The 13,813-nt window shown below is 64.3% G+C and carries 14 protein-coding genes; 6 read left to right on the top strand and 8 right to left on the bottom strand.

Annotation, left to right across the window (positions count from 1 at the left end; all coding sequences use genetic code 11):
* The first annotated feature begins 227 nt into the window (after positions 1 to 227).
* Positions 228 to 851 carry a MarR family winged helix-turn-helix transcriptional regulator gene (locus tag AWB94_RS04015; RefSeq protein WP_064961230.1) on the top strand — a complete coding sequence of 208 codons (624 nt, stop codon included), beginning with the start codon at positions 228 to 230 and terminating at the stop codon, positions 849 to 851.
* A complete protein-coding gene (locus AWB94_RS04010; protein WP_062655138.1) occupies positions 848 to 1,798 on the top strand; it encodes an NADP-dependent oxidoreductase in 951 nt (316 codons plus the stop codon). Before AWB94_RS04015 ends, AWB94_RS04010 begins: the two co-directional genes overlap by 4 nt.
* A gap of 1,377 nt (positions 1,799 to 3,175) precedes the next feature.
* Here AWB94_RS04010 and AWB94_RS04000 read toward each other — a convergent pair.
* The 4 genes from AWB94_RS04000 to AWB94_RS35670 form a co-directional block, all read right to left on the bottom strand.
* A complete protein-coding gene (locus AWB94_RS04000) occupies positions 3,176 to 4,048 on the bottom strand; it encodes an LLM class F420-dependent oxidoreductase (RefSeq protein WP_062655137.1) in 873 nt (290 codons plus the stop codon).
* A 74-nt stretch (positions 4,049 to 4,122) separates the two neighbouring features.
* Positions 4,123 to 5,001 (bottom strand): LLM class F420-dependent oxidoreductase, encoded by an 879-nt coding sequence (locus AWB94_RS03995; protein WP_062655136.1) that lies wholly within the window; start codon positions 4,999 to 5,001, stop codon positions 4,123 to 4,125.
* On the bottom strand, positions 4,998 to 5,933 hold the full coding sequence (locus tag AWB94_RS03990) for an amidohydrolase family protein (protein WP_062655135.1): 936 nt from the start codon (positions 5,931 to 5,933) through the stop codon (positions 4,998 to 5,000). Before AWB94_RS03990 ends, AWB94_RS03995 begins: the two co-directional genes overlap by 4 nt.
* A 90-nt stretch (positions 5,934 to 6,023) precedes the next feature.
* Positions 6,024 to 6,488, bottom strand: coding sequence for a hypothetical protein (locus tag AWB94_RS35670; protein ID WP_234811620.1), 465 nt, complete (start codon positions 6,486 to 6,488; stop codon positions 6,024 to 6,026).
* Here AWB94_RS35670 and AWB94_RS03985 point away from each other — a divergent pair.
* The 3 genes from AWB94_RS03985 to AWB94_RS03975 are packed head-to-tail and all read left to right on the top strand — an operon-like array spanning position 6,382 to position 9,042.
* The gene (locus AWB94_RS03985) at positions 6,382 to 7,677 is read left to right on the top strand and encodes an MFS transporter (protein WP_234811619.1); all 1,296 of its coding nucleotides are present in this window, start codon (positions 6,382 to 6,384) and stop codon (positions 7,675 to 7,677) included. The two genes, AWB94_RS35670 and AWB94_RS03985, sit on opposite strands and share 107 nt — an antisense overlap.
* Before the next feature lie 4 nt (positions 7,678 to 7,681).
* Positions 7,682 to 8,326: a cysteine hydrolase family protein gene (locus AWB94_RS03980; RefSeq protein ID WP_131805206.1), complete on the top strand. Its 645-nt coding sequence runs from the start codon at positions 7,682 to 7,684 to the stop codon at positions 8,324 to 8,326.
* Positions 8,327 to 8,376: 50 nt separating this feature from the next.
* Positions 8,377 to 9,042, top strand: coding sequence for a cysteine hydrolase family protein (locus AWB94_RS03975; RefSeq protein ID WP_165605271.1), 666 nt, complete (start codon positions 8,377 to 8,379; stop codon positions 9,040 to 9,042).
* 55 nt (positions 9,043 to 9,097) lie between these two features.
* On the opposite strand, the gene AWB94_RS03970 is transcribed toward AWB94_RS03975, so the two are convergent.
* Together AWB94_RS03970 and AWB94_RS03965 are read right to left on the bottom strand one after the other, a co-directional pair.
* The gene (locus AWB94_RS03970; protein WP_062655132.1) at positions 9,098 to 9,535 is read right to left on the bottom strand and encodes a MarR family winged helix-turn-helix transcriptional regulator; all 438 of its coding nucleotides are present in this window, start codon (positions 9,533 to 9,535) and stop codon (positions 9,098 to 9,100) included.
* A gap of 91 nt (positions 9,536 to 9,626) precedes the next feature.
* The gene (locus AWB94_RS03965) at positions 9,627 to 10,058 is read right to left on the bottom strand and encodes a MarR family winged helix-turn-helix transcriptional regulator (protein WP_165605270.1); all 432 of its coding nucleotides are present in this window, start codon (positions 10,056 to 10,058) and stop codon (positions 9,627 to 9,629) included.
* Between the two features lie 62 nt (positions 10,059 to 10,120).
* On the opposite strand from AWB94_RS03965, the gene AWB94_RS03960 reads away from it, so the two are divergent.
* The gene (locus tag AWB94_RS03960) at positions 10,121 to 11,068 is read left to right on the top strand and encodes an amidohydrolase family protein (RefSeq protein ID WP_064961229.1); all 948 of its coding nucleotides are present in this window, start codon (positions 10,121 to 10,123) and stop codon (positions 11,066 to 11,068) included.
* A 651-nt stretch (positions 11,069 to 11,719) separates the two neighbouring features.
* Here AWB94_RS03960 and AWB94_RS03955 read toward each other — a convergent pair.
* Positions 11,720 to 12,673 carry an AraC family transcriptional regulator gene (locus AWB94_RS03955; RefSeq protein ID WP_234811612.1) on the bottom strand — a complete coding sequence of 318 codons (954 nt, stop codon included), beginning with the start codon at positions 12,671 to 12,673 and terminating at the stop codon, positions 11,720 to 11,722.
* A 42-nt stretch (positions 12,674 to 12,715) separates the two neighbouring features.
* On the bottom strand, positions 12,716 to 13,474 hold the full coding sequence (locus AWB94_RS03950) for an SDR family oxidoreductase (RefSeq protein ID WP_062655130.1): 759 nt from the start codon (positions 13,472 to 13,474) through the stop codon (positions 12,716 to 12,718).
* Positions 13,475 to 13,813 lie beyond the last annotated feature (339 nt).

The raw sequence follows: 13,813 nt of genomic DNA, 5'->3' as shown, positions 1-13,813 counted from the left end.
GTTTGCATTATCTACTTGAACCTTCATGTTCACCATGTGTCAGGAATGGCGTCGCGTACAAAAAGTTGGGCGGTGATGCCGGTACACGAGCATCGAAGTCACGTGGCGGTCGGTCTTTAGCGTGCTCAACACGACTGAACCCTGAGAGTCGGACCACGTTTTCCATTGCGACCGGCGCACCACTGCAGGGTTAGACTTGAATATTAAAGTCGAGGTACGCTGACAAGATGGATATTGGTCAAGAGCCGCTGGATCAATGGCTGTCTGCCGGGCAGCTTCGTGAGTGGGTGTCGCTGATGGCCTTGGTGACCCTGTTGCCCGCCCGGTTGGACGCACAACTGAGCCGGGATGCGGGGTTGAACTTGTTCGAATATCACGTGTTGGTGGAGTTGTCGGAGGCGCCGGAGCGCAAGCGGGCGATGAGCGAGTTGGCCCTTCACGCGCGTGGGTCGTTGTCGCGGTTGTCCCACGCGGTCTCACGCCTTGAGACCGCCGGGTGGCTGCAGCGCCTTTCCCGCCGGGGACCCGGCCGCCGGACCGAGGTCCAGCTGACCGAGGCCGGAGTCGAGAAGCTTGAGCAGAGCGCTCCCGGCCACGTCGCCGAAGCTCGTCGCCTCGTCGTCGAGACGCTCACGGACACAGAACTAGCCGGCCTGGGTCATGCGGCACGCCGTATCGTCGCCGCGATCGATCCCGCAGTGGCCGGGATCCTCGACCCCAACGGGCGCGACGCACCTGGCTTCGTCCCGCAGGCGGAGGACGCGAGCCAAGGTGACAGAAGCGGGTCATCGTGCACACCCGTGGACCAGGGTCATCTCACGAGCGTGTCCGGCGTCGGAGATCACTCGTGAAGGTCATCGGATTCAGCGTCCCAGGCGGGCCGGAAGTGTTGCAAGCATTCGACATCGCGGAGCCGCCTGTCGGACCGAATCAGGTGCGCGTGCGTGTCCTTGCGGCGGCGGTTAACCCTACAGATGCGGTCACACGTAGCCATCGACCCCTGCACCCCATGTACGCCGCCGTGGAACCTCCTCTCATTCCCGGCTGGGACGCCGCGGGAATCGTTGATGACGCCGATCCGGCGACGGGCTACGTACCCGGCGACAAGGTTCTGGCCATTAAAGCGCCTGTGATCGACGGTGGCGGAACATACGCCGAGAAAGTCGTCGTCTCGCCGGATTCGATAACCCGGCTCCCACATGGCCACGATTTTGCAGCTGGCTCAACGATTTTGATGAACGGGCTCACCGCGCTCCAAGTGCTGGACAAGCTCGACAGCCTCGCCGGCGGACTCGTGGCGGTGACCGGGGGTGCAGGTGTCCTGGGAGGGTATGTCATCGAACTGGCCAAACAGCGGGGGTTCCGTGTCATCGCCGACGCGGCGCCCCACGACCGTTCACTATTGGAGGCCCTCGGCGCTGACGTCGTCGTCGACCGCGGCCAGGACGTGGCAGCACACATTCGGCGTCATGCACCAGGTGGCGTCGACGCCCTGGTCGATAGCGCAGTACTGGGTAACACCGTCGCACCCGCCATTCGGGCAGGCGGCACCTACGTCGCCGTGCGTCCACCCGAACTAGGTGGCGCAGTGGATCGCGGATACGACCTGAAAGTGGAGACAGTCTGGGTAGGACCGGACATCGCCCGCAAACCACGACTGGACTACCTGTCCGACCAGGCTTCCACAGGAGGGCTCACGCTGCGCGTAGCCCGCGAGCTGCCCGCAGACGACGCCGCAGAGGCGCATCAGCTCCTGGAACGGGGTGGTATCCGTGGCCGCCTTGTGCTGCGTTTCTGAAGACTTCAGTCATCGAACGGTCGCCTGGCGATGCGCCGACTCGGCCCCATCGCACAAGTTCCATAGATTCCGGAGGTTGTGTTGGCATCGTCGCGTCGGATGAAGAAGGGGCCTGGTCATCGAACTGCTTGGCCGTCGGTGGAGCCCACAACAGATCAGCCGCCACCTCCGGCAACGGCTCTCTGCGGATCCGTCCATGTGATTATGCCGCGAAAGTATCTATCACGCTGTTTATCAACGGAATTCACGTTTCATGCGACCATCGCGGCTGGCGCCGCACCGTCGCTCACCGCTGCGTACCGCGGTCGGGATCACCGCCGAGCCCATCAGCGCACGCAGCCCCGGCGACCGCGGTGTCAGCAGCCAATGCTGACTATCCACGATCGGCCGTTCCCGCCTGTCGAGCGGTCACGGGCTAGCCATTGGGAGGGCGCTCTCATCACCGGCGACTACCACCTCTCGGCGATCGGCACTCTGGTCGACCGCCAAACGCGGGTGCTGCGCTTGGTGCATCTGGCCCGCGCTGACGCTGACTCATTGCACGCCGCTCTGGTGTCCCGCATGCAGGATCTACGGCGCCCCCGCCTATTTCTGCGACTCTCGATCGCCCTGGCAACGGGGCACCGACGAGAACACGAACGGCCTGCTGCGCGATTACTTCCCTGAGGGCGTCACCCTCGCCAACCATTCGCTGAAGCACCTGCTGGCTGTCGAGAATGACTTAACCAGCGCCCCCGAATGGTCCTCCAAGACCGTTGCCCCGTCCACCTATTCGCAGCCTTACTAGCCTCAGACAGTCCGTCGGTGTTGCGACGTTGACTGGAACCCACCCCGAGCAGGCTGCTCAGGATTCGACCGGAGCCGACACAGATAGCGGCCGCAGACCACCGGGCGTCTCGAAGACCACCTCATGTACGCGGCTAGCCATCTGAGCCCTGTCCGGCGTTGAGTCGTCGGAGACGGCCACGTCGAAGGTTGCACGTAGCGACGTACAGAGCGGTTCGGGGACTTGGCACGGCTTCCGATGCGAATCCTAGGTCGGACGCGTCTTCAACCCATTGGCGTCAGGCAGGTTCGACCATGACATCAGCGACAACGGCGTCCCCGCTCCCCCGGCAACCCTGCCCCGCAGGAGGTCTCCGCCTTGCCCGTATGGCGGGAGCTGGAAAGGTCCCGACCCCGTCCGCCTTGGCATGGGGGCAGCGATCCGCGCCGGCAGATCCGTGCCTCCGACGGACATCCCACCAGGAGTTCTCGCCAATAGATGCACGATTTTCGGTCGAATGGAACGCTCACGGAGTTGAACCTGTTGGCGCAGGGACGGTTCCCGTTGCACAGCGGTGTGAACCAGGACGGTCCTAGGGTCGCGCCTCGGTATCAATCCCAGGCGGTGCTCTGGCGAAGGAGGTCCGAAGCTTGGATGGCTGTGGCGAGCGGTTCCAGCATGGCGGGGTCGTGAGGGGGATCGAGGTAAATGACTGCCAGACCCAGTCCTTCGGGCTCCAGTGCCGCTGCCTGCTCGACGATGTTCCCGTAGTTGCGGTCCGATTCGAGGCGAAGGTGGGCACACAAGGTGATGTCGTGGGGGTTGCGTCCAATATCGGCGCAATGCGCGCCCAGCACGTCGCGTTTGCGGGCAAACTCCGTCACGTCCGTACCGTCGCCGAAGTCCCACCGTTGCGCGTAGCGGGCAACCAGGCGCAGGGTGCGCTTTTCGCCTTTGCCGGCGATCGTGATGGGTGGGTGCGGGCGTTGTGGGCCTTTGGGTTCGTTGCGAGCTGTGTCGAGATGGTAGTAGTGGCCGTCGAACGTCGTGGTGTCCCGGCTGAGCAGACTGGTCAGCACCTCGCAGGCTTCTTCGAACCGGTCGAAGCGTTCCTTGAGGCTGCCCAGCTCGATGCCGTAGGCGTGTGACTCCTCCTCGTTCCATCCCGCTCCGATGCCCAGCTCTAGTCGTCCGTTCGAGATGATGTCGAGGGCCGCGGCCATGTTGGCCAGCACTGCGGGGTGGCGGTGGTGGATGCCGGTCACCATCGTGCCCAGCCGCAGTCGCTTGGTGGCCTGAGCCAGCGCCGTCAGCGTGGTCCAGCCTTCCAGGCACGGGCCGGTGGAGGGCCCGCCGGTCACGGGGTAGAAGTGGTCGAAGGTGAAGCCGGACTCGAAGATGTCGATGTCGTCGGCCGCCGCCCAGACTGCCAGCAGGTCGGGCCACGTGGTGTTCTGTGGTGAGGTCTTGAAGGCGAAGCGCATCGCAGGATTTCCTTTCTTGCGGCTTGGGTTGCCGCGGCGTCGTGCGGACGATTCGGGAAATACCGGGGGTGTCGTCAGCTCAGTGACGACAGCTGGGGGATGATCTGATCGCCAAGGCGGGCAACGTATCCCACGGGATCCGAGACATCGGGGAACACGCCGATGTTGACCATTTCGACGCCGAGCGCGGCGTAGCTCTCCATGGTGCGCATGAATGCCGCTGTGTCGGTGAAGGGTTCGGTGTGATGGCCGAGGCCTACGGTCTTGCGGATCTCAGCTGCGTCGCGTCCGGCGGTATCGCAGTGCCGCTGCAGCACTTCAATCTTGTGCTTCAGGATTTCGGCGTCCTCGGTGACGCTGTTCCAGACGTCGGCGTATTCGGCGACCAGGCGCAGCGTCTTCTTTTCCCCGTCCCCGCCGATGATGACCGGTGGGTGCCGTATGGGTTGGGGTTGACAGATCGTCTCGGCGAGCTGGTAGTGCTTGCCGCGGTAGGGTCCGTCGTCCTGGCTCCACATCTGTGCGCAGATCTGGAGTGTTTCTTCGAGCATTTCGAAGCGCTGCGTCAAGGAGGGGTAGGGGATGCCCAGACCCCGATGTTCGCGTTCATACCATGCGGCGCCGATACCGAGCATGGAACGTCCCTGGGACAGCACATCGAGGGTGGCGACTGTCTTGGCCAGTATGCCTGGGTAACGGTAGGTGACCCCGGTGACCAGCAAGCTCAGCTCGATCGCTTCTGTCTGTGCGGCAAGGAAACCCAGTGAGGTGTATCCCTCCAGGAATGGGTTTTCTGCTGGTGCGTCCACGGCCTCCATCTGAAAGAAGTGATCAGCCAATGTGATGAGAGACGCGCCGGCTTGTTCGGCAGTTCTGGCCACCGCTGCTAGCGTCGGGCCCAGTTTCTCGGGGGCGCCGGGCAGGAAGTCGACGAAGTGTATTGCTGTTTTCATTCTGTTTGGGTGTCCTTTCTTCGTGTCTGGTGGTTGTCGGCTTGGCAAACCGCGTCTTCCCGGCCCGACCTCGTCGCCGCTCTTGGGGGCGCGGGATCCCCGCGCGAATTTGGGGGTGTCCAGTTCAATAACTTTCGGGCGGTGTGACCGAGGATCCACTCCTTGTCGTCCTCGGACAGCGATGGGCAATGGCGAATGCAGAACAGGCTCTCGCCCCAGTTCGCTCGCTCGCGGGTGGCTGTGTAGTCGCTGGCCCACATCACCCGGTGCGAACCGAAGGCATCCACCGCGCTATGCAGCGTGACATCCAGGTCGGAGAACGGGTAGGGCGCCTGAGACAGAAGCGATGGGGCGTGCGCCCATTTCAAGGCGACGTTGTCATAGTGGGCCAGGGTCAGCGCGTCGTCGATGGTGGCGTCCCCGGCTGGCTTGTCGGTCGCCGCTCCACAGTGATCGATGACGAACTGGACGTCGGGGAAGCGCCGGGCGTAGCGGGCCAGGTGCGGTAGCAGGCCAGGACAGCCGACGAAAACCGGCAGGCCGTGGGTCTGGGCAACCTCTAGTAGCCGCTGGTAACCACCGTCTATGAACGCCGCTTTTTGGGCGGCGGTGATGACAAGCGTACGCAGTGCTTTGAAACCGGGTGCTGCACTGATGGTTTCGACCCAGCAGTCAATGCCAGGGTCCAGGGGATCCACGCGCATCAAGAAGGCGAATCGGTCGGGATGGTCCAAGGCCGCGGCTTCGGCATGCGGCGCGACGCTGCGGAACGTGCCATTGGGCAGCCGATAACCAGGGTGTAAAGCCCCATCGTGATCGACGCCAACGTACTCGTCAAACAGCAGGCCGGTGATCCCCAAGGCATCCATGATCGCGAGCGTGACTTCGGTGCCCAGAAGGTTGGCGTGCACTTGTGCATCGACGATGTCCATTACTCGTACCCCTTCGTCAACTCGATGGCACCGGGAGCGCTGGGGTTGGCTCGACCGATATTGACAATCTAGATTGCGCAATCTAGATTGTCAATTGTGGAGGCCGCGAAGGGTGCCCGTCATGGTGGTTCGCCCCTGTGGCAGACCGGATTCAGCTGTCATTTCATATGTTTGGATGCAGATGCCCGACGTAGGCGCAACGACGTTCAGGGTTTCCGGCAACGCTTGCGGTGCTGGGTTCTGTCGAGGGAAGCGGTGACAAAGGTCCGAGATGGCGATGAATGAATCGACGGCGCAGGCCACGCGGTGTCGGTGGTCGGCGTCCGGGTGGGTTCGGCAGCGTCTACGCCTGGACGGGGGGTTCAATCCCAAACTGATCGCGCCTCTCGTTTCCGGCGCGGCATTGAATCCGGTCAACTCCAGCGTCGTGGCGGTGGCGTTAGTTCCGATCGGGGTGGCCTTCGGTGAGCCGCCGTCGGCGACGGCGTGGCTGATCTCGGGGCTATATCTGGCGACCGCGGTCGGCCAACCGGTCGTCGGCCGGTTGATCGACACGTACGGACCTCGGCGGCTGTTTTTGCCTGCGACCGCCCTGGTTGGGCTCGCGGGTGTGGTCGGTACCGTCGCCCCCAACTTGGCGGTCCTGGTGATCGCCCGGGCCCTGCTGGGGTTCGGAACCTGCGCAGGCTATCCAGCGGCGATGCGACTGATCCACGATGAGGCCGACCGCACCGGCAGAGACAGCCCCGCCGCTGTCCTGACCATCCTGGCCATTGCCACCCAGACCATCGCCGTGATCGGGCCCGCGCTCGGTGGGCTGCTGATTGGGCTGGGCGGATGGCGAACCACCTTGGCGATCAACATCCCTCTGGCCGCAGTGGCCTTCTTCTTCGGGTGGCGCCGCTTCCCCAAGGACGATCCGCGACCCGCGTCGGTGAGTAGTCGGGGCAACGTGGGAATCGACGTCATCGGGATGGTGCTGTTCGCTGGCGCACTGGTGGCGTTGCTGCTGCTGATGATGAACCCGCGGGACGCTTCCTGGTACCTCGCAGGTGCCCTCGCGATCACCACGGCCGGATTCGTGGTGCGGGAGCTTCGTTGCCGCGAACCCTTCATCGACCTGCGCGTGCTGGGCGGAAACCGGCCACTGTTAGCCACCTACGCCCGCGCGCTACTGGCTTACATCGTGTCCTACAGCTTCCTCTATGGCATCACGCAATGGCTGCAGGCCGGACGCGGGCTCACCGCCACCCAAGCCGGCATGGTCACGCTGCCTATTTTCGCGACCGGCCTGGTGGTCTCGACCATCACCGGGCGCCGCGAGCAGATCCGCGGCAAGCTCACCGTTGCGGCACTAGCACAGCTCGTCGCGTGTGTGCTGCTGCTGACGCTGAATCCGCAGAGCCCAGTGTGGATGCTCGTCGTCGTCATGTTGATCTTTGGCCTCCCCCAAGGGCTCAACAGCATCGCCCTTCAGAACGCGGTGTACCGACAAGCGACACCCGACGACATCGGCGCCTCGGCCGGCCTGCTACGTACCGCCGGTTACATCGGGGCCATCGCGGCCTCGGCTGCGCAGGCGGGCTTCTACGGCGAGCACGCGGACACTGACGGAATGCACCGTCTCGCAGTACTTCTCGTCGGCACCAGCGCCGCATTCCTTCTGCTCAACGTCCTCGACCGCTCACTCTCCCGTAGCGTCCGACCAGTCGCCAACAGTGATACCACCGAATCAGAAGGGTGACCTAGTGCCCAACCCGATGGACGCCAGCCCGGCCCGAACGGTCTTGGTGGTCATGGATTACCAGGTCGGCCTTGTCAACCGCCTGCCCGCCGCGGTCCTGGCGCTCCAACGAGTCCAGGTCGCAGTCAACGACGTTCGTATAATGGGTGGGCACGTTGCATGGGTTCGAATGGGGTTGGACGACAGGCAATTCGAGGCGATTTCACCGACCAGCGTCATGGCAAGCATCGTGACGCCCGAGCGCCGCAACGAGCTACACGCCAACTCGCCGGCCACCCGGATTCACGGAGGCCTCAGCCCACGCTCGTCCGACATCACTGTCCGCAAGATTCGCATGGGAGCGTTCAGCACCACCGACCTGCACCAGCAGCTCACAGCCCGGGGGATCACGACGCTCGTCTTGGCGGGCATCAGCACGAGCGGAGTGGTCCTGAGCACGATGCGCGAGGCGATAGACCTCGACTACCGGGTCATCGTCCTCGGCGACGGCTGCGCCGATCCCGACGCGGCCGTGCACTCCTTCCTCACCGACGTCGTCTTCCCCCGACACGCCGCCGTCATCGACGTCGCCCACCTACGCGATCTGATGCCACCACCAGACCGCGGAAGCGGCCCCGCCGCCCGAGGTCGGGCAGACCCCGCACCATGACTCCGGTAATGCGGCTTGTCCGCCGCGGCGTCAGCTGCGCCGTACTGGCCATGACGATCGCCGGGTGCGGCCACGCGCCGACCCCGCCAGCTGCCCCGGCCACGGCGCCAGCCAGGTCCTCCGCTTCGCCCGACATCCCGTATACCGTCAATCCCAAGCACACCGCTCTGCTGGTGATGGACATGCAAAAGGCCATCACCGACATGGCCGGCGCCTCCGTCGACGAACCCTTGAAGCGCACAGCCCAGGCGGAACGCTCCAGCCGCCGCGCCGGTGTTCGCGTCATCTTCGTGGCGACCGCTTTCACCCCCGGCCACCCCGACATCTCGCCCAACAACAAAGCCTTCGCCCGAATCCGGGAAAGCAACCCGATGCTCCTAGGCAGCCCCGAAACCTGGCTGGATTCCCAAATAGCGCCTCTCGCCGCCGAACCCGTCATCGTCAAGCACGAGGTCGGCGCCTTCAGCGCAGCCCCGCTCCAGCAGGAATTGCGCGCCAACGGCATTGACACCCTGGTGCTGACCGGCATCGCGACCAGCGGCGTCGTGTTGGCGACCGCAGAGGCGGCCGCCGACCTCGACTACCGAGTGATCGTATTGTCCGACTGCGTCGCCGATCCCGACCCCGAGGTCAATCACGTTCTGCTGGACAAAGTCCTACCCATCGAGGCCGACGTCGTGGACTCCACTCACTACGAGAAGGCCTTGACCGGATAGGGACGCACCGCCGCGCGCCGTCAGACGCTTGCTCCGACGGGCATGGCTCTCATATCTAGAAGCGTGCACCCAGCCGTTCGATGAGTGGCGCAGCCCGTTGCAAGGTCCGCAACTCCGCGGCACTGAACTCCTCGGCGAGGACCTCGGCGAGGCGCTGGGCACGGGCATCGCGGTCGCCGTGCACCCTCCTTGCACCGGCCCGCGTCAACGACATCACCTGCCGCCTACCGTCGTTCGGATCGGACGCTCGCCGAACGAGCCCCCGCGACTCCAGCGACGCAAGCGTCACCCGCATTGCCTGCGGGCTGATCTGCTCGACGCGTGCCAACTCCGCCGCCGAGGCCGGCCCACCACGGTCCAATCTCGCCAGCGCCACCCGCTCAGGCAACGTCAGCTCGCCGGCGGCTTGCAGATGCTTGGCCCGGCGCGAGATCAGAGAAACCGCTTGATAGATCACCGCGGCAATCGTGTCAACGTTCGGCTCACTATCCACGATTGACAACCTAGATTGCTTGATTTCACGCGTCAATCACGCCGACGAGACGCGAGGAAACCTCCTCCGGTTGGCAGGATTCGTAGCAGGTCTATTGCGGCGGATCACTTCCCAGCAGGGCTTCGAGAGCCGCCAGCAGGTTTGCCGCATCGGCGCCAGGAAGGGCGTCCAGACGACGCTGCAGCGAGGGTCGAATCTCACGACCGATCCGTTCGACCGCCGCGGCTCCTTTGGGCGTGAGCGTCAGGATGATCTTGCGGGAATCGACAGGGTCGTTGACGCGCGTGACCAGTCCAGCCTTTGCGAGGCCAGTGATCGTCCTGCTGGTTGCGCTCGGATGCGAGTGGAGATCTCGGGACAAGTCCCCTGGCGAGAGCTTTCCTGATGCGATTGCTCGGAGCGCGATGAAATCTCCGAGATCGAGCGTCGCGACTTCCTGTACCCGACGCGCGTCGTCCGCAATCGATCGAGTTAAGCGATGCAGGAGATCGACCAGGTGCAGGGCTTGCGCGTCCGGATCCACGGTGTGAATATAGCAGCTGTTAATAATTAACAAGTGTTATATGAATGAGGGGAGTGGGTTCCATGCCCACCATTGATGTCCACGCCCATCTCATGCCGGGTACGCCCAGTCAGGAGGCCGTTGCCCGCATCGTCGCGCGCGAAGGATTCAACAAGGTGGCACCTCCCATGGAGTGGTCGCCTGCCATTGCCATTGACTTCATGGACCGCCGCCACATCCAGATGCAGCTGTTGTCTGCACCGGGCGAGATGACCGCGCCCGCCGCTACTGCGATGAATGACATCGGGACAAAGGTGGTCGCCATGTATCCCAGGCGTTTTGGGCTACTCGCCTCACTGCCGATGGCCGAACCCGAAGCCGCGTTACGTGAGGTCCACCGAGCGTTCGACGAACTCGGCGCCGACGGAATCGTTCTGGTCACGAACTATCAAGGCGCATATCTCGGCGATCCCCGCTTTGAGCCGGTGTTCGCCGAGCTGGATCGACGCAACGCCTCGGTGTTCGTGCACCCGGCTGCGCCTCCCGGATTTCCCGAGCTATCCCTCGGTCGGCCCGGGCCATTGATCGAGTTCCCCATGGACACCGCCCGGACCGTGGTCGACGCCGTCTTCGCGGGACTCTTCCTGCGTCATCCCGGAATCCGGATGATCCTTGCTCATGCAGGGGGTGCGCTGCCCTCGCTCGCGGACCGCATCGTGAACCTGGGCGTGCAGCCGTGGGTGGCAAACCCACTCGGCCTCACCTCGGCACAACTTCACGACCAGCTGTCGTCGCTCTACTTCGATACGGCACTGGCCACCACCGCGGCAACGATACTGCCGGTCATCGAACTCGCCGGCGTTGACCACATCGTTTTCGGCACCGACTTCCCGCCGGGCGGCGACGATGTTGCCGGGGCGTACCTTGCCACACTGCTGAGCGGGCGGCCGCTGTCCGCGCGCGATGTCGAGACACTCGACGAAACAGCCGCGGGACTATTTCCCCGCGCAACTGCGCGCATGATCGCCTAGTGCCGGCAACCCTCAGTCACAGGTGCACCAGTGCGAACAGGTGTGCACCCCTTCGGCCACACGGGCCATGCGATGCAGCTTCCACCGCCGCACGCGACGACCGGCCCTCCAAAACGCAACTGATGCAAGTGAACTCAGAATTCACGGCCACCCCTTAGATAGCCCCGGCTTCCAGAGCGTCTTCGGACGGGATCTCGCGCAATCCGATGATCAGCTTGGCTTCGGATTACCCGGTCATGGCCGTCCACATGGTAGAAAGGGCGCGCCGCAACTGTTGGCAGGTCTCGACATCGCGCCCATCCCGGATATCACCGTCGTTGCGGGCTGACTGCTGAAGCCGCGGTCGCCGACGCTGCTGGTGCTGATGGGCGCGGCGGTGGTCACGGTCGGTACGCAGTGGCGAACGCCGGTGCGGCGCCAGTCGTGAAGGGTTGATAGACAGCTCTCGCCTGGGACGCAGCCAGCCGAACTGGATGCATCATCGCCACTGAAGACTGCGCCCGGACGCATACCTTCGAGTACATCGTGTACGCACCGGCGCTTGGCGTGGCAAAACAACTCGAAACCGCTATCGCGGAGCTAGACGGTATCGGTGACCTTCGAAATTGAGTCGGAGGTTGCACCTCGAAAGGGGGTGCAGCCAAGGTGGGCTCAGGTCGACGTTCGGTGCGGGCCCGCGCCGTCTTTCGTGCTGAGGGCGAGGCGCGCGTATTCAGAGGGGGTGCATCCCGCCACCCGTCCGAATGCGGTCGTGAATGCGGTCGCGGATTGGTAGCCGACTACCTGAGCCACGTGGGCCACGGCTGGCCGCTCGGTCCTGAGTAGGTCTTTGGCCAAGGCGACCCGCCATTCCAGGAGGTACTGCATGGGCGTCAGCCCCACTGTCCTGGCGAATCGTTGCGCGAACACCGCGCGTGACACGGCGGCTTCGGCAGCGAGGTTCTCGACGGTCCAGCCATGGGCGACGTTGGCGTGCAACGCACGCAGCGCAGGGGCCAGCACGGGGTCCGCGAGCCCGGCGATCAATCCTCTGCCCCGGCTGCCCAACTCCGGCCCGGCCGGGACGCGGGCAGCTTCGATGACCAGCACCTCGACGAGGCGTTTGAGGATCACGTCGCGACTGGGGCCGTCGGTGTCTGCTTCCTCGGCGATGAGTTCGACCAGCCGGGTCAATCTGGCCGCACCAGATTGTCCGCCCCTGACGAGGATCACCGGCGGTAGTAGTGCAACCAGCAGGCTCGCGCTGGCCGGGTCGAAGCGGAAGTACCCGCCGAGCATGCGCATGGTGATCGGCTCGGATCCGCGGCCGTGGTGCGTTTCACGTGAGTGATCGAGGGGTGTGTAGACCGGGGACGCCCCCGAATGGCTCCGCATGGTGAAGCCTGGTGTCTGCGGGAAGAGCACGAAGTCTCCGCGGCGAAGGTCGATGCCGTCGAGCCCCTCAGGCTCCAGTAGGCATGCCCCGTCGAGCATCAGGCAGAACGCGGGGTCGCCGTAACGGGGCTTCTGGACACCCCACTGGCCGGCGCCGGTGATGATCTTGGCCAGGACAGCCTCGGGGCGCAGCAGCGACATCAATTCCTCTATCGGTTGCGTGTCGCCCATGCCGCAGACGCTAGCGCGGACTCCACTGCACTTCCGGCATACCTATCCCGATGTGGCGAGTCCGGTTGCCTGGGCCAACGCCACGGCGTCGGGGCCCGCGGGAAACCTCAGCTGCTCCGATGTGTCGGTGGCGGCCGTGAACACCACATCGGCCACGTCACCGGGGGTGGTGACCTCACCGGGCTGACCGAACGCCTCCATGATGGGTGCGGCGAACGGGACGTAGTCCTCGGGGGTTTGACCCATGCGGTCGGCGCCGTTGCTGGTGAACGCCGTCGATGGACCGTAGCCCGGTTCGACGAGCTTGACCCGCACGCCGAAGAACCCCAACTCCAAGGCCAGTGACCCGGCGAAGCCCTCGATGGCGGCCTTGCTCGCGGTGTAGACGGCGGCCAACGGCATGGCCGCCAAGGTGGTGCTGGAGGTGACGTTGACGATCACTCCGGAGCGGCGCTGCCGCATCTGTGGAATCACGGCCTGCGTTACCGCCATGGCGCCGAAGGTGTTGGTGTCGAACAGCTCTCGGGTCGTCTCCATGGGGGTCGCCTCGAAGGGTCCGATACCACCGATCCCCGCGTTGTTGACCAGGACGTCGATCGGCCCAGCGGCCTGAATTGCGTTGGCGATGCTGTCTGGGCTGGTGACGTCGAGTGCGACGATCTTCAGCCTATCCGAACTCGGTAGCACGTCCTCGCGGGGCGTTCGCATGGTGGCGACGACGTTCCATCCCTCATCGAGGAACTTACGTGCAGTGGCGAGGCCGTAGCCCGAGGAGCAACCGGTGATGAGCACTGATGTCATGGCTTAAAAGCTAACGGGCCCAGGCGGTCCCGAACAACATCGTCCCGTCTTGAATACCTTCGAGATCGTCTTTCGACGGTCCGGTCACCACGCGGCCTGAGGTGAGCAGCTCGTCGCCTAGTCTGCGGTCGAACGAGTCGGGGGTGCTGTTTCTCATTTGTAGAGAAGCAGGACACCCTCCGAGGCGCCACTCCGCCACCAAAGTCACGGCAGTCATCGGGTTTCATATCTCGTCTCACACCGTCTATCTCAATCTCGCTGCTGAGTCGCCCCGGCGAGTCCGGAGACTTCCTGATGTGAGAACTCAGCCGGCGGCTGGTCTCTGTCGTTGAGCGTAGT

This window comes from Mycolicibacterium canariasense (assembly GCF_002101555.1).
GTDB classification, from domain to species: domain Bacteria; phylum Actinomycetota; class Actinomycetes; order Mycobacteriales; family Mycobacteriaceae; genus Mycobacterium; species Mycobacterium canariasense.
Note: the sequence above shows the minus strand (reverse complement) of the source record. Positions and strands in the feature narration are given on the sequence as shown.